This window comes from Paenibacillus hemerocallicola (assembly GCF_006265175.1).
GTDB classification, from domain to species: Bacteria; Bacillota; Bacilli; order Paenibacillales; family NBRC-103111; genus Paenibacillus_AB; species Paenibacillus_AB hemerocallicola.
This window is the reverse complement of record NZ_VDCQ01000006.1, coordinates 186,951-212,428: the sequence shown is the minus strand read 5'-3', so window position 1 is coordinate 212,428 and position 25,478 is coordinate 186,951. Positions and strand designations below refer to the sequence as shown.

General features: G+C 53.6%; 21 protein-coding genes. 4 read left to right on the top strand and 17 right to left on the bottom strand.

What is annotated here, in order from left to right; genetic code table 11:
• Both FE784_RS41550 and FE784_RS06820 read left to right on the top strand, forming a co-directional pair.
• Positions 1-243, top strand: a 243-nt coding sequence (locus FE784_RS41550) for a hypothetical protein (RefSeq protein WP_218103753.1), incomplete at its 5' end; no start/stop codon positions are given.
• Positions 244-272: 29 nt separating this feature from the next.
• Complete coding sequence (locus FE784_RS06820; protein ID WP_139601382.1) at positions 273-833, top strand: dihydrofolate reductase family protein; 561 nt, start codon at positions 273-275, stop codon at positions 831-833.
• An 18-nt stretch (positions 834-851) separates the two neighbouring features.
• Here the strand turns inward: FE784_RS06820 and FE784_RS06815 are convergent, their stop codons facing one another.
• The 6 genes from FE784_RS06815 to FE784_RS06790 all read right to left on the bottom strand — a co-directional run bounded on the left by FE784_RS06815 (position 852) and on the right by FE784_RS06790 (position 5,761).
• The gene (locus FE784_RS06815; RefSeq protein WP_176706008.1) at positions 852-1,751 is read right to left on the bottom strand and encodes an SDR family oxidoreductase; all 900 of its coding nucleotides are present in this window, start codon (positions 1,749-1,751) and stop codon (positions 852-854) included.
• A gap of 122 nt (positions 1,752-1,873) precedes the next feature.
• On the bottom strand, positions 1,874-2,206 hold the full coding sequence (locus tag FE784_RS06810) for a hypothetical protein (RefSeq protein WP_139601381.1): 333 nt from the start codon (positions 2,204-2,206) through the stop codon (positions 1,874-1,876).
• Between the two features lie 641 nt (positions 2,207-2,847).
• The gene (locus FE784_RS06805) at positions 2,848-3,678 is read right to left on the bottom strand and encodes an aminoglycoside adenylyltransferase domain-containing protein (protein ID WP_176706007.1); all 831 of its coding nucleotides are present in this window, start codon (positions 3,676-3,678) and stop codon (positions 2,848-2,850) included.
• 44 nt (positions 3,679-3,722) lie between these two features.
• Positions 3,723-4,586 carry a S1C family serine protease gene (locus FE784_RS06800; RefSeq protein WP_139601379.1) on the bottom strand — a complete coding sequence of 288 codons (864 nt, stop codon included), beginning with the start codon at positions 4,584-4,586 and terminating at the stop codon, positions 3,723-3,725.
• A 24-nt stretch (positions 4,587-4,610) separates the two neighbouring features.
• On the bottom strand, positions 4,611-5,045 hold the full coding sequence (locus FE784_RS06795) for a hypothetical protein (protein ID WP_139601378.1): 435 nt from the start codon (positions 5,043-5,045) through the stop codon (positions 4,611-4,613).
• Positions 5,046-5,101: 56 nt separating this feature from the next.
• On the bottom strand, positions 5,102-5,761 hold the full coding sequence (locus tag FE784_RS06790; protein WP_342779076.1) for a DUF2306 domain-containing protein: 660 nt from the start codon (positions 5,759-5,761) through the stop codon (positions 5,102-5,104).
• Between the two features lie 172 nt (positions 5,762-5,933).
• Here FE784_RS06790 and FE784_RS06785 point away from each other — a divergent pair, with 172 nt between their 5' ends.
• Complete coding sequence (locus FE784_RS06785; protein ID WP_139601377.1) at positions 5,934-6,536, top strand: TetR/AcrR family transcriptional regulator; 603 nt, start codon at positions 5,934-5,936, stop codon at positions 6,534-6,536.
• Between the two features lie 136 nt (positions 6,537-6,672).
• Here the strand turns inward: FE784_RS06785 and FE784_RS06780 are convergent, their stop codons facing one another.
• The 5 genes from FE784_RS06780 to FE784_RS06760 all read right to left on the bottom strand — a co-directional run bounded on the left by FE784_RS06780 (position 6,673) and on the right by FE784_RS06760 (position 14,008).
• A complete protein-coding gene (locus FE784_RS06780) occupies positions 6,673-8,613 on the bottom strand; it encodes a hypothetical protein (RefSeq protein WP_139601376.1) in 1,941 nt (646 codons plus the stop codon).
• Between the two features lie 66 nt (positions 8,614-8,679).
• Complete coding sequence (locus tag FE784_RS06775) at positions 8,680-10,008, bottom strand: ABC transporter substrate-binding protein (RefSeq protein WP_139601375.1); 1,329 nt, start codon at positions 10,006-10,008, stop codon at positions 8,680-8,682.
• The gene (locus FE784_RS06770; RefSeq protein ID WP_139601394.1) at positions 10,005-10,514 is read right to left on the bottom strand and encodes a D-lyxose/D-mannose family sugar isomerase; all 510 of its coding nucleotides are present in this window, start codon (positions 10,512-10,514) and stop codon (positions 10,005-10,007) included. Before FE784_RS06770 ends, FE784_RS06775 begins: the two co-directional genes overlap by 4 nt.
• Positions 10,515-10,822: 308 nt before the next feature.
• Complete coding sequence (locus FE784_RS06765; RefSeq protein ID WP_139601374.1) at positions 10,823-12,520, bottom strand: helix-turn-helix domain-containing protein; 1,698 nt, start codon at positions 12,518-12,520, stop codon at positions 10,823-10,825.
• 345 nt (positions 12,521-12,865) lie between these two features.
• Positions 12,866-14,008, bottom strand: a complete 1,143-nt coding sequence (locus FE784_RS06760) for a GntR family transcriptional regulator (protein ID WP_139601373.1) — start codon at positions 14,006-14,008, stop codon at positions 12,866-12,868.
• 397 nt (positions 14,009-14,405) lie between these two features.
• Here FE784_RS06760 and FE784_RS06755 point away from each other — a divergent pair, with 397 nt between their 5' ends.
• Positions 14,406-17,249, top strand: a complete 2,844-nt coding sequence (locus FE784_RS06755; RefSeq protein ID WP_176706006.1) for a glycoside hydrolase family 38 N-terminal domain-containing protein — start codon at positions 14,406-14,408, stop codon at positions 17,247-17,249.
• 116 nt (positions 17,250-17,365) lie between these two features.
• Here the strand turns inward: FE784_RS06755 and FE784_RS06750 are convergent, their stop codons facing one another.
• The 6 genes from FE784_RS06750 to FE784_RS06725 form a co-directional block, all read right to left on the bottom strand.
• Positions 17,366-18,601, bottom strand: a complete 1,236-nt coding sequence (locus FE784_RS06750; protein ID WP_139601371.1) for an MFS transporter — start codon at positions 18,599-18,601, stop codon at positions 17,366-17,368.
• Positions 18,602-19,281: 680 nt separating this feature from the next.
• Positions 19,282-20,604, bottom strand: a complete 1,323-nt coding sequence (locus tag FE784_RS06745) for an ABC transporter substrate-binding protein (protein ID WP_139601370.1) — start codon at positions 20,602-20,604, stop codon at positions 19,282-19,284.
• Between the two features lie 47 nt (positions 20,605-20,651).
• A complete protein-coding gene (locus FE784_RS06740) occupies positions 20,652-21,728 on the bottom strand; it encodes a glycoside hydrolase family 76 protein (protein ID WP_139601369.1) in 1,077 nt (358 codons plus the stop codon).
• 453 nt (positions 21,729-22,181) lie between these two features.
• Positions 22,182-23,354, bottom strand: a complete 1,173-nt coding sequence (locus FE784_RS06735) for a GntR family transcriptional regulator (protein WP_139601368.1) — start codon at positions 23,352-23,354, stop codon at positions 22,182-22,184.
• 434 nt (positions 23,355-23,788) lie between these two features.
• On the bottom strand, positions 23,789-24,403 hold the full coding sequence (gene wrbA, locus FE784_RS06730; RefSeq protein ID WP_139601367.1) for an NAD(P)H:quinone oxidoreductase: 615 nt from the start codon (positions 24,401-24,403) through the stop codon (positions 23,789-23,791).
• Positions 24,404-24,609: 206 nt separating this feature from the next.
• Positions 24,610-25,452: a helix-turn-helix domain-containing protein gene (locus tag FE784_RS06725; RefSeq protein ID WP_139601366.1), complete on the bottom strand. Its 843-nt coding sequence runs from the start codon at positions 25,450-25,452 to the stop codon at positions 24,610-24,612.
• Positions 25,453-25,478: the final 26 nt, after the last annotated feature.

The window sequence follows — 25,478 nt, the reverse complement described above, 5'->3', positions numbered from 1 at the left end:
TCGTTTCTCTTAACGGGTGTCCACTTTTTATTCTACATGCACATGTTCCGTTATTCCGCACTTTCAGAGCTTTTTCTACCTGACATGCAGTATATAACGGAACGGAGTTCCGCAATTTTCGAAAAAGTCGCGGAAATCGGAACAATAACGGAAAAACGTTCCGTTATCCCGGCCGTGTCGGTACTTCGGTACAACCGTATGGATGCCACACTTCACACTATTGTTGTTCACGGATCAGGCTAACTTCACCATAAAATAAGGAGGATTGAAAGATGGGAAAAATCATCCTGACCATGCAAATGTCTTTGGACGGCATTGTTTCGAATGAGGATCGATGGATGTCTTTGAGCGACGAAATATTAGAGGATTATTATGAATATTACGACACGCTGGATACGATCGTCGTTGGAGGCAATACGTATGCTTCCATGGCGCAATATTGGCAGCATGCGGAGAAATGTTCCGAATCCGCCCTCGAACGTTCTATGGCGAAACGCATTAACGATATACCCAAAATTGTTATTTCCAGCACGGTCAAAGATCTCGTATGGAGAAATTCGAGGCAAATCGTCGTTCAAGATAACCGGGCTCTCGTACGGGAAATGGAAGAAACGAAGAAGAACGCCGGAAAGATTTCGGTCGAGAGCGGCGTGAAAACGTGGCAGTCTTTTATCCAAGCGGAGATTTTTGACGAATTGTGGTTGTTCGTTCATCCGGCGATCGCCTCTCAAGGCGAGAAGCTGTTTGCTTATGCCGAAAAACCGTTCTCCATGACGTTAAGCGGCAGCAAAAAGTATGAGAACGGCGTGGTTGGATTGCTTTACCGGAAATAATGCGCCTCCGGACCGAATTCAAGTTACGATCGATCCGCCGTTTACGAACAAAATTTGGCCCGATATATAAGAAGAATCATCGGAAGCCAGCAGCACGTATACAGGCGCCAATTCGAATGGCTGTCCCGGTCTTTTCAAAGGAACCTCGGTTCCGAAGGTTCGTACCTCTTCCGCGGTAAAGGCGGATGGGATCAATGGGGTCCAAGTAGGTCCGGGCGCCACTGCGTTTACCCGAATCTTGCGGTTGGCCAGCGACAGCGACAAGGAACGGGTAAAGGACACGATAGCCCCTTTCGTGGCGGTATAATCGATCATATTCCCCATCCCGGAAAAAGCGGTATCCGAGGTCGTATTGATAATGGAGCTCCCTGCGGGCATGTGGGGCAATGCGGCTTTGGTCATATCGAAAAAAGAAATAATATTGGTTTGGAAAATATTCATCAGTTGTTCTCTAGTAATATCCATAATACTGTTCTGGTGAAACTGCACGCCATGATTGTTCACCAATACGTCGAGCCGTCCAAAGGTTTTGATCGTTGTCTCTACAATGTAAGGACAAGCGTCTTCCCGCCTCAAATCTGCGGCTATGGGCAGACAGTTCCGGCCAAGCTTCTCGATGATCTGCTTCGTCTCGGCCGCATCCCGGTGTTCGTCGAGATAAGGAATCGCCAGATCGGCTCCTTCTTTAGCGAAAGCTATGGCGACGGCCCGCCCGATTCCGCTGTCTCCGCCCGTCACGATCGCTACCTTATGGTGCAGCTTTCCGCTTCCCGTATAAGCCGGATTATCGGAAATCGGCCGGGGATTCATCAAATATTCGAAACCCGGATGCCTGTTCTGATGCTGCGGAGGAAAAACTGCCGGAACATTCGTGCATCGCTGCTCCCAACCCATATAAGGATACATGGGATACGCCATCGTCCATTCTCTTGAATGTTTCAAGCCGGTCCGAAGCGATCTCTTACCTGTATGAAAAGAGCATCAACCTCTTCATCCGAAGTCGACTCCTCCACTTGACGATAGATGAGATTCTCATCAAACTATTCGTGAAATAGCTTTTTAATGTCGCGGATGCATTGTTTCTCGATTTCATCCGTGCATTCCGTCTCCCACTCCATCACCAGTCCGCCCAGCCATTCCAATGCATCGTCCGGCGCGAACTCTCTGAATTCGGTCTCGCTTTCTCTTGAGAACTTGATAATTCCTTTGGCCAAGCCAAGTCCTACCTTCTTAGTTTGCACAAGCATGCCCAGCTTCCGATACTTGTTGAGCTGCGCCGCAAAGGGCTTCAGCACTTCCTCTACCAATTCATACGCCGCTTCGACCGGTTCCTTATATCGGAAACGCGTGGAGCCGGAGGGACGATCCCACACATCTTCTATGTCAATGCCGATTAGCGCTTGATAAACTTCGTTTGCAACATGGTCTTCATCCGCATTGTCTAAAAGACCTTTTGCTATCTCCTCGATTCGACTCGCCCAATCACGATTCTCTTTGCAAGAAGACTCAAGACAGTTTTCGCCTCTTCCGGGTTTAATGGGTCCAAATATTTCGACATGGGTGGCACTCCTTCATCTCCATTGGTACCGTATCCGCATTCCTGATCGCCTGTGTTATACCATGAAGAACAAAATGCCAGAGAAATCAGGCTGGAACAAAAAACTACGACCGCATAACTCGCATTCAACCTGGAGACGTTTGGGTTGGCATGACAAAACGTTGCGTGTATATAGCGGCACTGAATTCCGTTATGGTCTCGAATTTCGTTGCACTCCTGAATATAACGGCACTGGCTTCCGTTATTTCGATCTCTCGGGGTGAAACTGGGTGGTGAACAGCGAAATAGAGGAATGGTTTTCCTTTATTTTGCTGGCGGCACTGCTTTACGGGTCAATAACATACGCCAGTTCCGCTATTTTATGGATACGCGGTCTCGCGAGCGCCGACAAAAGGCAGCAAGCCTACAACGATCAATGCGATGTACTTCCGATTCATTGATTATTGCAACAGCGATCTATAGAAAATAGGACCGAGCATAATCCCTAAAATCAAGCAGCATCTGACGATCCCAATCCTTGCCGCCCGTTCTTCTCTGCTCCTCCGATACGGGCTCCGTGGAACGATATATATCAAGAGCTTGTCGAATAAGAGGATGATACAACACTGGCAAATGTTTAAGCCCCCACTCGCCGCCCTCATCTTTGCTGTGCACCATCCGGCTGTCTTCGCTGTTAAGCTGAAGTACGCGGCAAATGTTCAACACACCGTAAAAGGGGGTTTCGACAATATGCTCTTCCTCGATGATCCAGCTGAAGTCGTCCATAACCGCATCCATGAACGATGCCCACTCCACTGCTCCGAAAACCTCGGGTATCGGTTTACCGGTTAAACCTATGCCCCGTTTCCATACATACATCAAATGCGAGGCCAAATCCGGGTCGGTTCGCTCTTCGCTGTAGTCAACTTCATGATTCAGGATCCTATCGTGCCACGTCGAGCTGTAGTGCAGTTCAAAAGGGACCGGGATAGGTACTCGCTTCGCAGCGTCAGCCGAAATAATGCTTAACTCCACGTTGCCGGTCGTAGGTCTATTCTCCGACTTCCTCGCGATGGCGACCCCTACTTTGCCGGCTAAGGCGGCTTCCAATTTGTTCTCTACGACGACGATCAGATCGATGTCGCTTTTGGGACGGTAATAGCTGCCCATGGCTAAGGAGCCGTGAAGGTAGATGCCCGTCAACCGATCTCCCAGCTCCTGTTTCAGCAGCTCTACCAGTTCAACGACGAAACGCTTTATATCTTCGTCACAAGCAGGCCAGGCTTGAGGGCCGCCCACAGCCATCATTCCTTTCAGCTCCATTCGGATATATTTGAAGATGCATGTTAATCTTACTTGCCTGTGCCGCCTTCAAGCTTGTCCAAAAGCGGGAGCAGGTGGCTTACAGGCACCGCGAGACCGACCATCTGTTTCTCTCCCGAGCGTTCGATCTCCGCCGTTGCGAATACGACGGCGATTGCTTCGCCGCGCTCATTGATGACAGGGCTTCCGCTATTGCCCTTATAGATGGGAGCCTGAATGGCCATGGCCGGAACTTCCAACCCTTGGACCGGAATTTCTCCCAGAATGGTGCCTTCGTTCGCTATATGATTGAAAAACAACGGATTGCCGATTACGTAGACATGCATGCCGGGCTGCCAGCTTCTCTCCCGTTCCAATGGCAGCGCGGCCCGTTCTTGCTCCTGCTGCGGAAGCTTCAAAACGGCCAAGTCGAGAGACGGCTCGCTGATCAAGACATCCGCTTCATGGCGCGCCCCGTCCGCGAATCGGACGAACGCTTTTTTCTTGCCCTCGACCACGTGGTGATTCGTTACGATGTATCCGTCCGGCGAAAGCAGAAACCCGGTTCCTTTGCCATCCTCCGTAGCCACCACGACAACGGCTTCTTTGTATTGAGATACCGCTTCGTTGCGGGAAAGCTCTCTGGATATGGCGAGAAACCGGAATGCCTGCATGTTGTAAATCAACGGCCAGAAGGCGAACCCGTTGACGAGCAAAGCTGCGATCAAGAAAACGGCGATCGCTTTCCTCAGCCTTCTTCTTGTTCTGGCCTTCTTCTCGAAATAGGCGCGGTCCTCCTCTTCGTCCGCTTCGCTCACGTGAAGAAGGTTCTCCTCCTCCCATAGCTCCTCTTCCCTTTTACGGCCCTCTTCTTTTTCATTCTCCTCTGCCGGACCATGCTCTCGATCGCTCATCTGTCCCCCCCATTTCACTGCCAATTACGATAATAGGCCCGGGTTCGTCATGATCAGAATAGCCGCAACTATCGCGCCTGCCGCTATCCAGCCGGAAATCTTTATATCGCGTGCATGTCCCGCTATGTCGGATCCTGCTTTGCCGGCGGCAAGAAGCTTCTTCAACCCCTTATTGATATTTCCGATTACGCCGCCGATGACGATTACGAGCGCGACAGCCGTAACCATCCAAAGTACCGAGGGCCTCGTACCGGCCAGACCGATCATTCCCCCGCCGGTAAGCAGCACTCCGATCAGCGCGAAATGACCCGCACGTAAATAGTTCAACAGCATCATGACGAAGCCCTCCCGAGCCGGACCGGATAAATCGGTCAGACGACCGGAGACGAGCGGAAATAAAACATAGGTACCCAATAGCAGTGCGCTGGTCACATGCAAAAAGATCAATGCGTTATACATATAAGGCCTCCTCACTATGTAAATTCAATCCCGGACATATCCCTCAACCTGCAAGCTTATTTTCTCGATGGCTGCAAAGCGGTAGGCTTCCTATAAACGTATCGGATAACAAGCTCGGCCAGCGCAATATTCAATACGATCGTCCCATAGACGCCGACCGTATAACCGGTAGCATACGGTACGCCGAACAGGTCGGATAGCACAAAAGTAAAGACATGTATGAACATATTCGTGAAGCAGAATGCATAGCTTCGGACCATCCATTTGCGATGCTTGTTCACTTGTTTTCGTTTGATTTGCACCAGGGCGGCGATCGTCATGCCGATCCAAATCATATTGACGAGGTTGAAGGCGATGCTGTTGATTTTCCCTCCCGTCGAGTAAGGAGCCATATACCCGGAGGTGAGGCAAACGATTAAAACGGAGACGATATACAAGTAGCCTATCGCTCTGTGAAGCGCACGGTGCTTCCTTAACAGGCTCGCCGCAAAATTAACCGCACCCGCCGCCATCGCCATACAAGCGAAAATAAGATGAACATACATCACGTTTAACCAGACCGGGATATTCAACGAACGACTAAGCTCGGTTTTATGGCTCAAAAAGTCGGTCGCCTGCGGGTCGTGAATGAAATTGACATACGTGACGTACAGCATATAGCCGATTGATACTACGATCATGATGAGATACAGATGTTTGCTTTTAATCATTTTCATTATTTGCCGCTCCTCGTAATAAAGTCAAGCCCGTTTAGAAACCGAACCGTCCGGTCTTTTTTTATTGTATATCAAATTATGTTATGATTCACTAATAAAATGTTACAATCTATGTACGGGATCATATCGGCTAAACTGCGCCAAACGATAAAACGGGAAAGGAACGTACCTCATGCGTAAAGGCGAAAAAACGCGAATTCATATTATAGAGAAATCGGCCGAGCTTTTTAACCAAAAAGGATATGCCGGCTCCACGATTCAGGACATTATGGAAGCGACCGGACTGACGAAGGGCGGCATTTACCGGAGCTTTTCGAATAAGGACGAAATTGCTATGGAAGCATTCGAATATGCGGGCAAAGTGTTATGGGGGCACTTCTCCGCGGCGATCGAGGGCTTGGATACGGCAACCGACAAAATGCTGGCGATGTGCAGCGTATATAGCGATACGGTGAACAATCCTCCGATCAAAGGAGGCTGTCCTTTTTTGAATACGGCCGTCGAGAGCGATCACTCCTTCCCCATTTTACGCGACAATGCTCTCGCCGCTTACGATAACATGCTCTCCTTCATCCAAAGCATTCTGATACAGGGCGTAGCCGACGGAGAGTTTCGGGCGGATATGGACACCGAATCCGTGGCCTCGTTCCTCTTCTCCTCGATCGAAGGAGCCATAATGGCAAGCCGATTAACCCGCGACAACAAGCATGTCGGTTATGCCATGAAAAATATGGAGTTATTGTTGAACACCTTCAAGCCAGCTTCCCATCAATAGGCTCGGAAAACAAAAAATCCTCCAACCTCGCTTGCGCGTGGTCCGGAGGATTTTTTTGATGCCGGAAAAGCTTGAACGGCATAGCCTGTTCAGAGCGAAACATCCTTCATAGAACGAGGAGCTTGCCGCGTTGTCGCTAAAGCGTGTTGTTGTTCTTGACGATTGTGCTTGCTAGCGAGGACACGTCGGTGAATGCGGTCCCGGTAATATCGACCCCGTCGTTATCGACCATAATCAGCTTGGCCGTGTTTGCCGTATGAACCGCCACGACCTGGATACATGAGACGGCATACGTTCTGGAGACGCGAACGCCGGTAGTCGAGCCGTATTGCCCGACTCTGACGGCAATTTTGCAATCATGGGCTTGCGTGCCGTCGCATGCCAAGTGGGTGCCTCTCGCCGCGTCGATGACAATATCGAAGCCTTCGCCGGTATTGCCGTTGGCCGTCATCCGGCTGCCCATGACTACCGCCGCGACCGCTCCCCGGAAGCCGTCCTTTTTGTAGCAGACGAACCGGTTATGGCTGACTGAGCCTCCCGTGCAATTGGCGGACGTGCGCCGGACAACCTGAAGCGGGTTGCCCCAATAATCTTTGCCGTTGGCATAAACAAACTTGTTCCGGTCCACGTCGATATGGCGAGTGCCGCTTTCTCCCGTAATGTACACGGCGTTGTTGATCAGGTTGTAATGCGCGTTGTCATAGTAGGACACATCGAAGCTGTCAAGCGCCCGGAACACGTAGCCGAACACCCCGTCGATTACGTTGCCGTATATGCTCACTTTGTTCGGACCGAGCGTATAATCGGACACTTTACCGCCAGATTCCGGGTTTTTGTAGTGGACGACGCTAAACAGCGATTCCCCGTTCGAATAAGGGTTATCCACGTCTTTAATAATGTTCCCGTACGCGATTACGGCCTCTTCCCTTCGGCTCGGGTCGACGGAGGTACCATTCGCTGGAACGTCCCTGTAGATGCACTTGATGTCGAGAATATTCCAGTGATGGTTCCGGACGACGTTATGGCTGAATATCGTTCGAGAGCCGTCGGTAAACAAATCCACGCAGTCGCGATACACATCTTCGAATATATTGTTCGTAATGATATTGTCGTGTCGGCCGGGCGCATTCGGGTTGCCGAGATCGTTCGTATCGCTGGACAGCTTGATGGCATCCCCCCACGGAATCGTCGTAGCCGCCATTCGATTGGCGCTTAATACCGCCTTGGTATTGCCCCCCGTGAAATAATTGCCGGTGATATGCGTGCCGCGGCCGGTCGTGGCCAATATCATATAGCTGGCGTCCCGCAGCCGGGAATCGCTCACCGACACGTTGCTGCCCGTAATTTCCAGACAGCATTCCTGATGGCCGTTGCCTCTGAATTCCGCATACCGGATTTGTACGTGGTCAGCCTCTACCAGCATCGCTCTCTTATCGTCCGAGCGCAGCGAGTCATCCAGCACCGGCGAATGAACGACGCAGCCGGCGCTGGCAATCCGGATGCAGCCGGTAATCCCTTTGAATACCGCTTTGCGGCAATCCAACAAATGCGCCGTCGCAATGGTCACGTCACCGTCGTAAACATAGGTCATTTGCGGCGTGGCGCTGATCGCATATTCCGTCGTTTGGAAGGCAGCAGCTATTCGCTCCGCGTTATGGGCCGCATAGGAAGCATCATCGCCGCGGACGACACCGAAATCCTCCAACACGAGTCTGTCGCTGCCTCTCTTCCAGAACAAGCCGGGTTTTGCCGATTGGAAGACCGACCCTCCGTCGTCCGCAGACGCTCCCTGTACCGATACGAGAATACCGCCCCCTATACCGGGAGAGTCTGCATAGTATCCTTCCAAATAAATAAGTCGACCTTCGCATTCGGGAGCAATCGTTCTCAGCTCCTCCACGCTCTCTGCATATCCGCCGCACGGAGGGCAGCCGCCCTCTCCGTCGCCGTAAACGGCTTGCATGACCGAACTCCCGCTCGCCCCGGAGGCGCCCAAGCTCATGAACGCCCCGGCCATCCCGAGCGCCGTCAACATTTTCCTCCGACTCATGATCGGCTGGCTATCTCGATCCGCCATCTGCCCGTTCTCCCTTCATTGAAACCAAGTGCGTTCCGCAAACGAATTTCGCCAGCTGCAAGGACGCTACTGGTTTTTGCGCTTCTCGATTTCTTTGTTAATCGCTTCCTCCGCTTCCTTCAGCGCGGTATTCACGTCTTTTCCGCCGACGGCCGCTTCCCTGAACTTGTCGCGGATGATCGGGAATGCGGCGGAGTCGTACTTCGTCACCGCCTGGGGAGTCGCCGCCAGCTTGCTGTACGTAAACGCTCCGGCATTCCTTCCCTGCAGCACCTCGACATCCTTGCCGAACTGCTGCTTGATGTCCGCATTGTTAAGCGCCGAAGGCCTTCCTTGCCTGACGTTGTCCCTTTGGCCTTCTTCCGAGAGCAGGTGGGCAACCGCCAGAAACGCTTGATCCTGATGCTTGCTCGTCTTGGATACGCCGAGCAGCGGAGCGAACAGCTGAATTGTCGTTTTCGGAGCGTCCGGAAAAGAGGGTAGCGCCACTACGTCCCAGTTGAGACCGTTTTTCGTCGCGTCCGGGAGACTTCCGAACATCGACGTGCCGGCGTACATTGCAAGCGTTTTGCTCTTCAGGAAGGCGTCGCCCCCTTTGCCCCAATCGTTCCCGGGAATTTCGTAGAACCGCTTCATCGTATCGAATATTTTTTTCCATTGGTCGGTATTTACGGCGGCCTTCATCGTCTGGGCATTCACCATCGGCGCGGAAAGCTGGTTATAAGGCAGCAGCACGTTGTTGGCAAAATCGAATCCCGCATACTGCACGCCTCCGTCCATTCGCGTAACCCTTCTCGCCAAATCCACCGTCTCGTCCCATGTCATGCCGTCCTTCGGATACGGTACGCCGAACTTGTCGAAGATGTCCCGGTTGTAATGCAAGGTGGCGATATTGACCGAGGAAGGAAGCATCCAAATTTGCCCGCTCGGAAAATTCGCTTGAACCGAGCTTAGGACGACCGGATCGAACTTGTTCAATTCGAAGCCGTACTTCTTGATGTACGGCATCAGGTCGCTTAACACGTCTAGCTCCCGGTAGACGGGGATGTCGCCGCTGTTGTCCCCGAAAATGATGTCGGGTACGCTTCCCGCCGCAATCAGATCCTCCATCATCGAACCTTTGCCCTTCTTGATCATTTCGATCGTAATATGCGGGTATTTGTTGCGAAGCGGAATCACGATCGCATTTTGAAACAACGGATCGCCCATGCTGCTGTTGAATACCGTCAAGGTTACCGGCTCCGTGCTGATTTCCGGCGGCTTCCGGTCGTTGGCTCCGACCGCCCCCGCCGGGTCGCCTTCCTTCTTGGCGCAGCCGGCGGCTAGCGCGGCCGCCATGAACGCGGCCAGCGCCAGTCTGCCGCTTTTGCTCCCGAGTCCGAGTATCGTTTTCATGTTATGACCTCCTCTGATTCGTCGGGCATCCGTACGATTGCCAGATTGGTGAAGATGTCCGATTCGTCCCGGCTCGTACTGGAAAACTCCGATACGACCGCCCCTTCCGGCCCTCCCTGAAACCAATGCTTCGTCCCCGGTGGAATGGTGTACTGCTCCCCCGGATGGAGGACAATTTCGTGAAATACGGTGTAATACGCTTCGCTTTCCTCCGGTACTACAGCTTGAACATCGGAGGCGGGCTCGCCCTCTACATACAAAAACACTTGGCCCAGCCTGCAGCGGAACGTCTCCAGCTTGCCCGGTTCGCCTCCCACGGGCGGATGAAGATGCTCCGGACAGGTTTGCCGGGGAAACAACACCAGTTCCTTCGCGCAGTATCGGTCCGTATTGATATACGTGATCAACTGCAATCCTTCGAGCGGCAGCCGTCCGAGACCGAAATCGGCTATCTCGATTTGCTCGCTCTCTGCCTCGGTCAATACGATTCCGGCCCGTTCAAGCATATCGGCGGCGCGTGCCCGAGCTTCCTTGCTTTCGCTTCGCGTTAACGTCAATGCCTTCTCCCCCTTTCGCTAGTACCTGCTATTGAATAGGTGCAACGCCGACGGTTTGTTCGTACGCATCGTCCGAATCCGCTTATGCATCGTCTCCCGCTCACTTCCTCTCCCGATATAGGCGGACCTTGGCGCCCCATTCGAACGTACCATGACCGCTGCCGCCCCGAAACCTACACTTTTTGTTCCGGTATACCGTTTTTGCTCGGCACAAAAAAAGCCCTTTCCCGCTTGAGAAAGGCTCGTTTTGCGATGGATCATTTTGCGGATTTCGCCGGCTTCTCCGGCTGTTCCGTTCCCTGATCCCTGAATTCGGTAGGCGTAAAACCGGTCGTCTTTTTGAAAATTCGCACGAAGCTGTTCAGGTTCCGATAGCCGACCTCCTCGGCGACATCGCGAACTTTTTTGTCGCTCGCCAGCAGCAGCTCCTTGGCCTTTTCCACCCTTAACCGAAGGACGTAATCGATGAAGTTCCCGCCGGTCTGCTCTTTGAATATCCGGCTGAGATGGTAGACGCTCTGCTTGAATTGATCGGCCAGCAAATTAAGCGATAGATCGCTTCGTCCATAATGCTGCCGGATAAATGCAAGCATGCTGTCCACTACCTCGTGACGCTCCCGATAGTATCGCTTTTCCCCGACTCGCCCGACCGCATCATCGTTCAAGCCAAACATGAAATGCTCCGTTTCGCTGATGCTGTCGTCCCGCTCATCGGCATCACCGAAGTAAATGATCGAACTGCAGCCGAGTGTTATTTTGTACTTGAGAGCGGCCTCCGCTTGGCGATAAGACAGCCGGATGTGCTCCGCCGATTCGACGACCCGGCCGATTCCGATCGTTACGGACCGCTTCAAATCGTTTTCCGCATAGTGCTTAATCAGCTCGGAAACCGCGTAGGCGCGCGGCAAATTGCTCTCCCCCGGATCTTCGAAGCTGATAATGGCCGCTGTCAAGCCCTGTTCGATCTGAACCGAAATCCCGCGATTCCCTATATCGATCATTTCTTCCGCAGCATTGGACAAGTCGCAGCAGAAAGGGTGCTTATGTTCCGGCGAGGCGCCCTCTTTCCTGTCGAGTTCGATGCAGATGACGACGAAGGAGGACGTATGAAGCTTGCAGCCGAGCGATGCCAGCGACAGCAGGGTGTCGGAGTCGGCTCGCTTGCCGATGCCGGTCAGCAATTGTATGGCCAGCCGCCATTTGAGCGCCGATTCGAGCTCGGTCATTTGCCGGAACGCCCGGTCGCCGTCCGCAGCCATTTTCGTACCAGTTTCTTCGGTTTGCGTCAGCCCTGCATTCACAACCTCATTAGAGGGATACGACCGATTGACCTTGAGCAAGTCGTAAACGTTCCGCACAAGCCCATTCACCCGCCTCGAGGTCCGCCGTCCTGCTGCCAAAGCTACGAACGCGAGCAGGACGATGCATATCCCGAGCAGTGTATTGCGGACTTGCAGCATGCCTTCATGCGAGAGAAGCTTCGGCACGACGCTGACGATTTTCCATCGCGTATGGGGAGAGGTATAGTAAAAAATCGTGCGGCCCGCTCCATCCGGCGCACCCACCACGATTCCTTCTTTCCGGTCGAAAGAAAGCCGCGACAACACCGGATCGCTGTCCGCTGTGCGGTTAATCATCCGCTTGTCCCGATGGCTGACGATAACCCCTTCCGCATTGACGATATACAGGTCGCCCGATTCAAGGTCGACGGCGTTCCGTATGGCTTCGTAGATGTAGCTCTCGGGGATCGTCTCCTTGTCGATGGCCTGCAGCACGAACGCAATTTTGCTGTCGACCTCGCGAAGCAGCGACATATTTGCGCGATTCGCTTCCTCCTTCCAATTGTCGTTCAGGATGAAATACGACAAGACTGCTGTCGAAACGATACATACAGATAGGATATAGGCAAAGATGATCCACCCTCGTCTGCGAGAATCGAATTTGAACCGAATCATTGCATCCCTCCTTCCTCAGTTTCCAACGCCATGTCTGTAGTCGCATTTTGCCCGGCTTATTCGAAGGCGTTCCCTTTTCGTTGCCGCCACCCTTGCACCCGCCATGTCGACCCGCTCTTCACACGAAGCTCGCCATTCCTTTTGCATTCGGTAAAGCGCTAGACCAGTGAGAGGATCGCCGCAAGCTGTAACAAGTGATAAGCTTCGCTGGAAACGTTTTCATTCGAGTTGCAATACGCTGTTAGAAAGCTGATGTCGCCAGGCTGCAATCCGTAAAGGACCTCGGCGGCGGCCGATTCGACGGCAATTCCGCTAAAGTCCATGATTTCCGTAAACTCACCGACTTCAGCGTGTCGGCGGGGCCGTCGATTTGCGCAGCACGAGACGGGTCGGCAGCAGCACTTTTTTGCGCTCCTGCGAAGGATCGTCCATCACCGACAATAGGAGTCTCGCGGCTTCAGCGCCGATTTCCTGTTCCTGCTGAACGACGCAGCTCGGCGGAATGCGGGAGAACGAGGAATATTCATAATCGTCGAAAAACAGCACGGATAGCTGCTCCGGAACGCGTATGCCCAACTCCTCGGCCGCTCCCAATACGGCCAGCCCGCTAGCTACCGTCGCGGCGAACACGGCAGTCGTCTCGGGGTTCCGTTCCAGAAACGCGCGTACGAGCGCTTTCGTCTCCGGCACCGCCCCATCCTGCTGCCGGTCCGCCAACAGCTCGAATAAGCAGCGCTGATGATCGATCGGTATATGATGGCTGGCGAGCGCTCGTTCGTAGCCGCTCAGCCGGTCCTCCAAACTTGTCGTCGTTCTCCCGTGTACGGCGACGTATGCGATCTTCGAATGCCCTTGCTCGATCAAATAAGAGACGGCTTCGCATGCGCCTCCGGCATGGTCCGAACAGACGCAATTCGTCTCTACTCCGCGCAGATAACGATCTATCACGACGACGGGAAATTGATTCAGCGACAGGCGCAGCAGCTCCTCGCTATACGATTCCCCATCCACCGGAAAAATAAGGATGCCTTTGACGCCCAACCGGACGCTCTCCCGCAAAATGCGCCGCTCTCTCTCCCGATCGTTCAGCGAAGAGCGATACATGATCTGGTAGCCGCGCTCGGTCAGCTGCTCTTCCGCTCCTAGCATGATGCGCGACGATAACGAGCTTTGGATGGACGGGGCGATAAAGACGACCGGACGCAGGGAAGACTCTTCCCCTTGCTCCTCTCCGTCAAGGATACCGGACTGCCCGGCTATTGTCGTGGCGATGAAAGTGCCTTTGCCTTGAACGCGATATACGAGTCCTTCCTCCACCAGTTCGGCCAACGCTTTTTTGATCGTAAACCGGCTGACTCCGAATTGGCCGGCCAATACCGCTTCCGTCGGCAGCTGATCGTTGGCCCGCCATTTGTCCCGTCGTATTTGCTCCAGAATATAATCTCTTATCCGTGAATATAAGGGTATGCGTTTCGTATCCGACTTCACTGACGCTTGCTCCTCCGTTCATTCGTTTTCGCTATATAAGTTGAACTAAAGCATTTCGTGTTCATTCCATTCCAGAAGGGATTACCCTTCAGCTTCAGACAAGTTGTTTTGAATTTTTTTGAATTTCCTTGATGGAATAGGCCCTCGGAATGTTGAAACTCAAATCCAAAACTTGCTTACAAGGCAATTCCCTTCCATTGCATTTGGTTTATCCAAAGCTGATAGTTTAGTTCAACTTATATAGCAACGGACTTAAGTGTAGCACACAAAAATACCAATATACAATTTTATCGCGTCGTATAATTACAGTTTACACAGATTGGCATTTAAAGTAAACTAAAAATACCTTTTTGGTATATTTATATATTGATATTCTAATTTGTATGGAGGTATGCATATGAAATCGATCGACTCGCGGCTTCGGCAGCTTCTCGGTGCGGTTCCGACAAGCTATTGGGACGAGAAAATCAAATCGCACCCCGGCTACTGGGGAGAACGCATTTTATCGCAATTGGTTTATGCCAATGAAATCTCGAAAGGAAAAGCAGGCGCTTATACAGACGTTATCGAAACGGCGCTGGCCTATGTGGAGGGGCGAATTGCCGAAGAAGGCGTCATCGCCAAGCAAACGGCCTTGGAAGCCGAGCAGCTGCTGAACGATCTCGCCGCCGAGGCCAAAAGCTACGATATCCTTTGCGTAGCGCATGCGCACATCGATATGAATTGGATGTGGCCTTGGGACGAGACCGTCTCGGTAACTTTGGATACGTTCCGGACGATGCTGAATCTGATGGAGGAATATCCGTTCTTCGTCTTCTCCCAATCGCAGGCGGCGGTTTACCGGATCGTCGAACAATATGCGCCACTTATGCTGGAAGAGATCAAACGAAGGGTTCATGAGGGGCGCTGGGAGGTGACGGCTTCGCATTGGGTGGAAGCGGATAAAAACATGCCGAACGGCGAGAGCCTGACCCGGCAAATGCTCTATGCGAAACGATATTTGGCGAGGCTGCTCGATATCGACGCCGGCTCGCTCAATCTGGATTTCGAGCCGGATACATTCGGTCACAGCCTTCATGTACCGGAAATACTCGCAAACGGAGGGGTCCGCTATTACTACAATTGCCGCGGAAGCGACGGACCCGTTGCCTACCGCTGGGAAGCGCCGTCGGGCCATTCGATCATCGGCTACCGTGAACCTACCTGGTACAACGACTTCATCCAGCCGATTCTCGGCTCGTATGTGCCCGATATATGCCGGCAAACCGGACTGAAGACGCATCTGCACGTGTATGGCGTCGGGGATCACGGAGGCGGGCCGACGAGACGCGATTTGGAGCGGCTGCGCGATATGGACGGCTGGCCGATTTATCCGAATATCCGCTTCGGAACGTTCGCCGATTTTTACAGGCTGCTCGAAACGGTCAGCGAGAAATTGCCTGTCATCCAAGACGAGCAAAATTTCGTATTTACCGGCTGCTACACTTCCCAGACGCGCATCAAGACGGCAAACCGGATCGGGGAAGCGTCGTTGAACGAGGCGGAGCTGTTCAGCGCTGCCGCAGGGGCGTTATCCGGCGCCTCTTATCCCGGAGCCGCATACGAAGAAGCGTGGAGAAACGTGCTGTTCAATCAGTTCCACGACATCCTGCCCGGCTCCGGCGTAATCGAAACCCGGGAGCACGCGCTCGGCTTGTTTCAAAATACGATGGCAATCGCCAATACGAACCGCAAGCTGGCCATGGAGCATATTGCCGCCGGCATCGATACGTCCGGACTGGGCGAGCCGGGCGACAAGCTGACCGTATCGGAGGGGGCCGGCGTCGGATTTGGCACCCAGGCATTCAAAATAACGCAGGTCGAGCGAGGACGCGGCCATACGCGAATCGTCCATCTGTTCAATCCCTCGGCGTACGATCGCGAGGAATCGGCAGAGCTCGTGATCTGGGATTGGAGCAGTCCGATCCGCACGCTCGTCGTCAAGGACAGCTTTGGCAATCCCGTCGCGCATCAGTTGCTCGACAACGGCTTTCATACACATTGGGGACATCATTATATGCGGTTGCTCATTCAGGCCAAGGTTCCGGCTTGCGGATATGCTACCTATACCGTTGCGCTCGGAGAAGAAGCCGTCCGGCCTTTTTTCCCGACAGATCCGAGGGTGGAGCGCGAAGAATCGTTCGTGCTGGAAAATGAGCTTCTCCGGGTGGCGTTCAGTCCATTCGACGCAACCGTCGTATCGATGATCGATAAGGCGACGGGTACGGAGCTGATCGACCGGTCGCGTCCGGCCGGCATGTTCCGTTTCATTCGGGAGGACGCCAGCAAAGGAATGACCGCATGGCGGGTAGGCCGCTATATGAGCATCGCGAGCGTACACGAGAACGTCAAAATAAAGATGGAGCACCGGGGCAACGTCCGTCAGTCGCTGAAATACGAGCTACAGTTCGGCAGCTCCGCCCTGAAGGTGTCCGTGTCCCTCGACCGAAACAGCCCGCGGCTTCAGTTCGGCATCGAATGCGATTGGCACGAGATCGGCAAAGGAGCGACGGGCATCCCGCAGCTGAGCTTCCACTGGCCGCTAGCCTACCAGAGCCCGTCGTACAAGTACGATATACCGTTCGGCACCATAGTGCGCAAGCCGCTCGACATGGACGTGCCCGGCAACAGCTGGGCGCTCGGAATGCGCCTACAACCGGACAAGCCGACCGTCATGATCGTGACTACGAACAAATACGGCTTTCGCGGAACGGACAACTCGTTGTCGGTGTCGTTAATCCGCAGCTCGTTCGATCCCGATCCGTATCCGGAATTGGGCAATCCGCACAAGATCGGATTGGCCGTATGCGTAGCTGGCCCGTCCTCTTCCAACCGGGAGCTGGCGGAGACGGCTTATCGATTCAACCATCCTTTGAGCGTATTGTCCGGAGTGCCTCGCCCCGGTACCCGGCCCTGTGACGCGAGCTTCCTGAAGCTGACGGAAGGAACAGTCGCCATTTCCGCGGTCAAAATGCCGGAGGAGCCCGAAGGCAACCGTTGGATCGTCCGCGTGTACGAGACGGAAGGTCGGGACACCAAGGTCAAGCTTCAGCTGTTCAAACCCGCGACCGAAGCTTATTTCGTCGACTCCAACGAGCGCAAAGCTTCCGGCGGCTTATTTATCGGGTCCAACGCCGAATTTGTCGAATTCGGCGTTGGTGCAAGCTCGGTCGCCTCGGTTTGCATCGTATTTCAACAATGATATGCCGCTTTGAGCATCTACAAAGGTTTCTGTAGGCCAAACCGACAGCAGCCACTCGACTCTCGCTCTGCAGAGTCGGGTCGGCTGCTGCCTTTTCACCTAGCGCTATATGAAAATTAAACGACCTCGTTTCGTTTGCGGAGTATGACGTACAGCAGGATGCAGCATGCCGAGCACAGCAGGGCGAGTATGGCAATGACCGCATATCCGGCCTGCAGGCCGATCAATTGGCTTTCCATCGCGCCTTGCCGGGAAGCGAGCCGGCGAACGAAATCGATGATGTAGCCGATGAAAAGATTGCCCGCGACGCTGGCGACTCCCATAAGCGTTACCGTAAACGTAATCGCCGTGCCGGTTCCGTTCGGATATCGTTTGGCGAGCAGCGCCATTACCGTCGGGTATATCGGGGCGATGCCGACACCCGCAACCGCGAATAAAATGGCTCCCCGTTCCCCGATCGCGATAGCCGCCAGGCTGCATATTCCCGAGAAAGCCGAGGCGATCATGACGGAGCGCGTATAGCCGATTTTGTCCGTGACGGGGCCGAATAATAGACGGGATAACATAAAAAATACAAAAAAGACGGACAGCATGCGGGATGCTTCGTCTATCGTCCACCCGTAAGCCTTCTCCAAAAAGTTGACAAGCCAGCTTCCGACCGCCAGCTCGGATACGACCCCGCACGATAAAATGGCGACGACCAGCCAAGCGATCGGATCGCGGGCTAGGTTGCGAAACGAAGTCCGGTCCCGCTTCTCCTCTTGATCTGCCGGAAACCTCCCCAGCAGGGAAGGAATGATAGGCAGCAGTGACAAGGACAGCATGATCACGTACATGCCGCGCCAGCCAAGCTCGCCTCCGAGCACGTTCCATCCCATCATCGATGCCGCGATAATAGGAGCCGCCGTCGAACTGAGCCCATAGAAAAAATGGGAGAGGTTCATCATCGTCCCCGTATTTTTGGTGAAGATTCTGGCTGCCATTATGGCCAGTCCGATCTCGAGCATGCCGTTGCCGATATACATGAGAAAGTAGGAAGCGGACAAAAAAGCGTAACTCGTCGATATGTACATCAATACGCCGGCTGCTGCCATGGAGACGAATGCGGCGATTCCGGTCCATTTGATGCCGATTTTATTGGACAATGCCGACGTGAAGGAGCAGGCGACCAAATAACCGAGGGAGTTCAAGGCCAGCAGTACGCCTAACTGGGCCTCATCCAGCCGGAAATCCGCTTGCATTCTCGGAATGGCCGGTCCTTTAATATTTTCGGAAAATCCGAATATGAGAAATCCGCCGAAGACGACGAATAATAAGATGAAATAGTTCGTTCTGGATTGGTTGTCCGACAAAGTAGGCCTCCATCTCGTTGCACGCTGTATGTCAATTGCGATCCGTACGTCATCCGATTTTTTCGCTTATGCCCGTATCCCTTATCGTAGCATTGTAGCACAAAAATCTGAAATGACGATCGCATTATTTTTCCGAGATCCGTATCAATAAGAAAAACCGTCCGGAAAAACGCCCGGACGGTCCTTTGGTGTGCAAACCCAAACGTCAGCGCGTTGGAGGGAATGGGTATCGGGCTCCAGCCGCTCGTTGAAATCGTGTCGTTTTCGACCATACTTTCAAGTTGCCAACTTTCGGTCAAGTAAAGGAATACGATTTCACTTTAGCACGATAAAAACTTAAAGGTTCTGATAGGTCGAGCAACGCGGAACAAAAAGCTCCGCTATTTCTTCGGAGAGCCGCTAAAATGGGGCGTAGAGGAACGATTCGTTCCTTTATCGGCAGATTGAAGGTCGTTTGAGGGCCGTGTTGCTCCAATAAAGGAATTCATCGTTCCGTTTGCGCTGTTTCCCCGTCTTTCGCACGTAATAAAGGAACTTTTCGTTCCCTTCGCAAAAAATAACGAACGTTCTTGTTCCGCGCGCTGTTGAAAGGGAGCCTTTCAAGTGGCGAGGCGGGACCCCTCGCATGACTTTCGTCATCCGTTATAATTCCGGCACAGTCCGGCCCGGAACGGAAGCGCTCAATTGCTTTTCGCTTTTTCCTCGGCCAGCATCTTGTTCACTTCTTCTTCGGCCTTCCTCAAAGCGCTGTTCAAATCGGTCGTTCCTTTCAAGTATTCGAATAGTTCTTTGTAGAGCAGCCCTTCCGCCTGCGAATCGTACTTCGTTTTGACCGGAGTGGCGGCGAACTGGTTCACGAAAACCGAATAATAATTTTTAACCTTTTCCTGCGCCTCGGCGCCGAAAGCTTTCTTGATCGCCTGATCCTTCAGGATGGTCATCATGCCTTTGCGGGACATCTCCATTTGGTACTCGTCCGAGGTCAAATATTTGATGACTTCCGCCGCCTCATCCTTATGCTTGCTCATTTTCGTCACCGAGAAGTACGTCGGATACGCTTGCGAGCCTATGGTCGGCGCATCCTTGAACGTCGGCAGCGAGACCATGTCCCAGTTCACGTCCCCCATATCCTTCGGTCGTACGCTGTAGCCGGACAGGAAGATCGACATCGCCATCACTTTATCTTTGGTCAGCTCACGCAAGTCGTTGCCGGGAAAATAATTTTTTTGCTGAACGAACTCTTTGAACCCGGGCTGTGCGGCTACCCGATCGAATACCGACTGGAACAACTTCTTCCATGGCTCGGTATTGACCGCGGCCTGACCGGTTTTCGGATCGATATAAGGAACGGACAGCTCGTTCATGCGCATCATATGGAGCGGGGACATTCCCAAGCCGATATATTGGACGCCGCCTTCACTGCGGGACATCCGTTGGGCCAGATCGAGAATGTCATCCCATGTCATGCCGTCCTTCGGGTACGGTACTCCGAACTTGTCGAACAAATCTTTGTTGTAGAACAGAGCAAGGTTGTTATTCGTCACCGGCAAGCCGTATAATCCGCCGTTCGATAGCTTTCTCATGGCGTCCAGCGGCATTTCCTCGATCCGGGACAAATCGATTTGATGCTTTTGGATCAGACCGGTCATATCGTATTGAAAATTGTAGTTGAGCAAAGGCTTTGCCAGTACGCCGATCGAATCCCAATGGATATCGAACGACTGTCCGGTCAGCATCAAGTCGTCCAGCGTGTTTCCATTGTCCGCGATATAGCGGATCGTGTAGTTCGGGAACTTTTTGCGGATCGCTTCGCCGAATCTTTGATCGAAGCTTTCCTCCGAGTCGCGGCTGGTCGAGAAAAATACCAATTCCACCGGCTCGCCGCTCGCGGCCGCTTGCTCCGCTTTGCCCGGAGTATCTTCCGTCGATTTCGTGCAAGCGGAAGTCAAAGCGGTCAAAATCGCCAAACCGGCGGCAATCGTTATTTTATGGCGTGACAACATGGCAATTCCCCTTTCAACATTTTATGATTCACCGTCTCGGCGAACGTTCACGTGGCCGACGCTATCCCGCGCGTCTCGAACCGCGCAGCCTGTTCCAGCAGCTTCATCGCGCTCAACTGGGCGCTAAGCGGTACTCCGCCTTCCGGGGCGGCCGACCAATCCGTGCCGAACAGCGCGGCATCTGGCGACTTGCCGCTTAGCCACAACCGGTCCGCGTTCGCGGTTAAAAACCAGGCGGCATCGACGGTGCCCGTCGGCGCGGCAAACTCGAGCTCGGCAGCATATCGGACCAGAATGCCCTTGAACAGCCCGCCGTCGCCGCGGCCTTCGTCCGGCAGCATGCCGGTCGCCGAATCGGCGAGCTCCCGCTTCGCCGTGTCATAGGTGCGAATCGCATCGGCCAAATATGTTCGTTCGCCGGTAATCCGATACAGCTCGACGGCCGCTCCGATATAGACGCCCTGGCAATAGGTGAATTTCCAATCTTGATCGATCTTCCCGTCTCCCGTACGATTCATACCGTCCCAGACGAAGCCTGTCGCCGGATCGACGAGATTGATGCGCTGCCACGCGTAGATGCGGTGCGCCCAAGCGAGATGGTCCTCTCGCCCGAATGCGCGGTACAAACGGGCGGCCAATATGACGGCCGGAGCATTGGCCGGCGTGTTTTTATAATCCGTCTGCGACTTCCGCCAAGCGATGCCCCCGCCCAGCTGTTCGTTCCATCCGGTAACGATATCGTCCCATAGCACGAGCGCCGCTTGCTTGTAGAGCGTTTGGCCTGTGGCCTCGTAAGCCCGAAGCCATGCAATCGCCATCCACTCCATATCGTCGTACAGCTCGTTCGGCAGAGCGCCTCCGTTGCGCCTGACAATGCCGTCGTATAACGATCGGAGACGGACTAAGTAACGCTCGTTATTCGTACGCAATAATCCGTCTACGAGCACATCGACCGCATGCGCCATCCACCAGTAATGGAAGACGGTTTGATCCGATTCGGCCGATCGCGGAATTTCGATATCGTACATGCCGAGCGATTCGTTCCAAAACATTTGCTCCAGAGCATTCTGCGCTTCGTCAGCCCGTTTTCCCCATAATCCCTGCGCTTGCACCGAATGCTTCATCTCGGTTGTCTCTCTCCTCCCGATGTGTTTGGGTTCGTTCGTTTAAACCCGGTGTGACGTAGACGAACCCGGATTGCGTCAGGTTAGCGCTTTACCACGGCTAACGGGCCAGCCGGCATAAGGACGTTCGCTTGGTCCGGTTGAAAACGAGCCCTCCACATGAAACCGTTTTCATTTTAGCCTCGGAACGTTCCGACGATCTGCGCTCGTCCATGCCGAAATCCGCATTTCTTCTAGAACGAGCCCGATTTGCTTTTTTGTTGACAGTGATCAGGTTAATCGCTTTCACAAACCCAGTATATTATCGCAATGTTAATATGTCAATATAATTAATTGATATACTAATATGCAAAGCTAATATGACACTAAAAACCTCTTTCACAGCGCAAAAAAGCCCCATTGCCGGAACGGAGCTTCATTACATGACTATTCAAGCCGCTAAAACAAGGAGCGTTACGCTTTGACGGGTCCGGTCGACTCCCCGATGACGAGCTCCGCCGTCAGCATCGTTCGATTAGGAACGGACACGCCCTCGCGAATTTGCAAAATGCGCTCGACCGCAAGCCGGCCCATCCGCTCTTCGTCCTGACGCATATGCGTAAACGCATACCCGCCTCCCCATTGTGTCGCCGGGCTGTCGAAGCACACGATCGAGAGATCTTCGGGGATGCGCAGCCCGATTCTTTCCGCCGCCGTCTTGGCCAGCAGCGCGAGATTATATTCGGTCGCGAATACGGCCGTAATCGCGGGCTTGCTCTTCAGATGATCGATCAATCCTTCAATGTCCCGGTCGATGTTCTCCTTGCGGAAGCAGTCCGGCAGCGTCGATGTCAGGTCGCTCGCCCACAGCTCCTTGTTCACGACAATTCCCCGCTCCGCGTGTGCGCGTATAAAGCCTTCGATTCGCTCCTCCACGGCCGTCGTGTCGGCGGGAGGCGGCGATACGAACGCGATATGCGAATGCCCGAGCCCGAACAAATATTCCGTCGCCTGCTTCGCCGCTGTCACATTGTCGGTGCTGATCGAAGTGGCGGCGACTCCTTTCAAATGCCGGTCGACAAGCACGAGCGGAAATTTCCGGATGACCAGCTTCAAAATTTCGGAGTTGAAATATTCGCCCTGCGCCGGAAAAACGATTAAGCCGCCAACGCCGAGCTGCAGCAGCTTCTGGATGGATTGCTCCTCGTTTTCCGCTATTCCGAACGACCGGCGCAAGACGAGATAGCAATCGCGCTCCCGCGAAGCATCCTCCATGCCATAGACGAGCCCGGTTCCGTAGCTGTTTCCGAAATCGGTCATGATGAGACCGATCGTAACGAGCTCCGGCTTGCCGAAACTTCGTGCCGGCTGCCCCGCTCCCCGGTCCGGATTCGCGGCCGAATCCGCGAAGTCGACCTCCGGATCGGCGACAAACGAGCCTCGTCCCGGCTTTCGCACGATGAGCTTCTCGCCCGCCAGCATTTCGAGCGCCTTCTTGCTCGTAATCCGGCTGACGCCATATTCGTCCGCCAGCTCCTTCTCCGACGGTATCCGCTCGCCGGTCTCGTACTGTTTCGTTGCGATGCGCTGCTTCACTTCTTCGAATATTTTTTCGTACATCGGTTTGGACGATGTATCGTTGGTCATGAGGCTGCCTCCTGCCCGTATGCTCATCTTCTCTATTCATAATAATATATCATGATATATTCGTTATTGTCGATGCGCGCCGAAGGCTCTCTTTTCCCTAATTAAAGCGGAGGAATGACGGATCTAGCTTCCTCTATTTACCCTAGACCGGTTCTCGACCGCAAAATAAAGGAACAGCGTTCCGCTATCTCGCCGTTTGCATCCCTTTTCTCCCCCGAAAGGCAGTACTAACGGAACTCAATTCCGCTAAGCCCGGAAATATTCCGGAAATCGCGGCATTGACGGAACACCGTTCCGCAATGCTTCGAATCGGAATACTCCGAGCGAAGATGAGCTAACCTTTCAGTCAAAAAAAAGAATAACCATAATCGGCTATCCCTTTTACTCCACGAACATGAGTAACTTTACGCAAACGAAGTGTCGCCACCTCCGCCTTAAGCGCCCAGTCCATTCTTCAGCGCCTTTGCGATCGTAATCGCGCGCTTCGCTTGATGCTTTGCCGCCATCAGCACTTTCGGATCAAAACTCCCGTCATCGTTCACCGTCGCGCTCGTACCGTACGGATTGCCCCCTGCAGCCCGAATCGCTTCGTCCGTATAACCCGGGGCGACGACGATCGCTCCCCAATGGAACATGCTGGTATACAAGGCGAGAAGCGTGGCTTCCTGCCCGCCGTGACTGTTGCTTGCGCTGGTCATCGCGGTAGCGATCTTATTCTCAAGCTTCCCTTTTGCCCATAGCGAACCCGTCGTATCGAGAAACTGCTTCATCTGGGCGGCAACGTTGCCGAAGCGCGTCGGAGTGCTGATGATGACGGCGTCCGCCCACGTCAAGTCATCCAGAGAGGCTACGGGCACGGAAGCCGTTTCCTCCATATGGGTTTTCCATGCCGGATTGGCGGATATCGCCTCTTCCGGAGCCGACTCCGCCGCGCGGACTATCCGGACCTCGGCCCCCTGCTGCTTGGCCGCTTCCTCGGCCGCCTTGGCCATTTTATAGTTCGTTCCCGTGGAACTGTAATATAAGATCGTAACATGTACCGGATTCATAATCGTTTCGCTCCTCCCTCGGGTAATGGATGTAGCAAGCCTGCAGCTCGCCTCATCCTTGTCTATATTCCATTACCCGCTGTACGCGAATCGAAGCGCATGGTCGTCGATTTTCTTCAAGCTCCACCTTATTTACGCTTGGAATGATTGCTGCGCGAACAAAGGCTTACCGCAACCTTGGCCCGCCTAACTTCTCACGCTACAGGCTAACGAGCCGGATCCACCTTCACATCGCCCAACTCCCACGCTTGCCTGCGGTATTCCAATGGGGAGATGCCGTACTTCTCCCGAAACACCCGATAAAAAAAGCTGTAGCTGGCAAAGCCGGACGCCTCGGCTATTTGCTCCAACGGCATTTTGCTGTATTTGATTCGTTCTATCGCGGCGGCGAGCCTAACCTGCTTCGTATATTCCATAATCGAAAAGCCGAAGCATTCTTTAAACAAATGAACGGCACGCGACACGCTGAGCCCGACATGTCGAGCGACCGCCTCGATTTTGAAGGGGAACATCGCATTCTCCTGAATGAACGTTTTCATGCGGACCGCGGAAAATGAGCGGCCGTGAGGCGCCGACGTTTCCAATACGGCGCGTTCGATGCATAGGCAAAGTGCGCGCAGCAAGTAACCGAGCAACTCCTCGTTCTCTTCCCCCATCCGGTATTTCCTCTTCTCCAACACCAGATGCCGCCATAGCGAAATAAGCTTCTCATCGAGATGGATTTGGGTCCTTTGCATTTTCGGCGTTCTCTTCCACCACTCCCCGACCCAATCTCCGGTACAAGACAAGAAATAGTCGCCGCTATACACCGCCGTTTGACCCAGCTCATTGGGCATCGGGGCAAATGCGAGCTCATACCGGTCTCCCGGCTTGTACAGCAGCAAATCTCCCGGCCCCAATGTGGTCAATACGCCATCGACCAGCGCTTGGCAATAGCCTTCCGTTTGCAAACGGAACAAATAGTGCGGCAGTCCTTCCCGATCCTGCAAATAAGCGGCAGGTTGGGTATGGTAAGAATAACCGCACAAGAGCAGCCGTAGTGGCTCCATCCGTCGTCACCTCGTATTCGTAGCCA

Excerpts from the sequence above, each read along its gene's own strand:
- FE784_RS06820 (WP_139601382.1), top strand. The coding sequence starts at position 273 with ATGGGAAAAATCATCCTGACCATGCAAATGTCTTTGGACGGCATTGTT.
- FE784_RS06815 (WP_176706008.1), bottom strand. The coding sequence starts at position 1,751 with ATGGCGTATCCCATGTATCCTTATATGGGTTGGGAGCAGCGATGCACG.
- FE784_RS06805 (WP_176706007.1), bottom strand. The coding sequence starts at position 3,678 with ATGATGGCTGTGGGCGGCCCTCAAGCCTGGCCTGCTTGTGACGAAGAT.
- FE784_RS06800 (WP_139601379.1), bottom strand. The coding sequence starts at position 4,586 with ATGAGCGATCGAGAGCATGGTCCGGCAGAGGAGAATGAAAAAGAAGAG.
- FE784_RS06795 (WP_139601378.1), bottom strand. The coding sequence starts at position 5,045 with ATGTATAACGCATTGATCTTTTTGCATGTGACCAGCGCACTGCTATTG.
- FE784_RS06790 (WP_342779076.1), bottom strand. The coding sequence starts at position 5,761 with ATGAAAATGATTAAAAGCAAACATCTGTATCTCATCATGATCGTAGTA.
- FE784_RS06785 (WP_139601377.1), top strand. The coding sequence starts at position 5,934 with ATGCGTAAAGGCGAAAAAACGCGAATTCATATTATAGAGAAATCGGCC.
- FE784_RS06780 (WP_139601376.1), bottom strand. The coding sequence starts at position 8,613 with ATGGCGGATCGAGATAGCCAGCCGATCATGAGTCGGAGGAAAATGTTG.
- FE784_RS06775 (WP_139601375.1), bottom strand. The coding sequence starts at position 10,008 with ATGAAAACGATACTCGGACTCGGGAGCAAAAGCGGCAGACTGGCGCTG.
- FE784_RS06770 (WP_139601394.1), bottom strand. The coding sequence starts at position 10,514 with ATGCTTGAACGGGCCGGAATCGTATTGACCGAGGCAGAGAGCGAGCAA.
- FE784_RS06765 (WP_139601374.1), bottom strand. The coding sequence starts at position 12,520 with ATGATTCGGTTCAAATTCGATTCTCGCAGACGAGGGTGGATCATCTTT.
- FE784_RS06755 (WP_176706006.1), top strand. The coding sequence starts at position 14,406 with ATGAAATCGATCGACTCGCGGCTTCGGCAGCTTCTCGGTGCGGTTCCG.
- FE784_RS06745 (WP_139601370.1), bottom strand. The coding sequence starts at position 20,604 with ATGTTGTCACGCCATAAAATAACGATTGCCGCCGGTTTGGCGATTTTG.
- FE784_RS06740 (WP_139601369.1), bottom strand. The coding sequence starts at position 21,728 with ATGAAGCATTCGGTGCAAGCGCAGGGATTATGGGGAAAACGGGCTGAC.
- FE784_RS06735 (WP_139601368.1), bottom strand. The coding sequence starts at position 23,354 with ATGACCAACGATACATCGTCCAAACCGATGTACGAAAAAATATTCGAA.
- wrbA (WP_139601367.1), bottom strand. The coding sequence starts at position 24,403 with ATGAATCCGGTACATGTTACGATCTTATATTACAGTTCCACGGGAACG.
- FE784_RS06725 (WP_139601366.1), bottom strand. The coding sequence starts at position 25,452 with ATGGAGCCACTACGGCTGCTCTTGTGCGGTTATTCTTACCATACCCAA.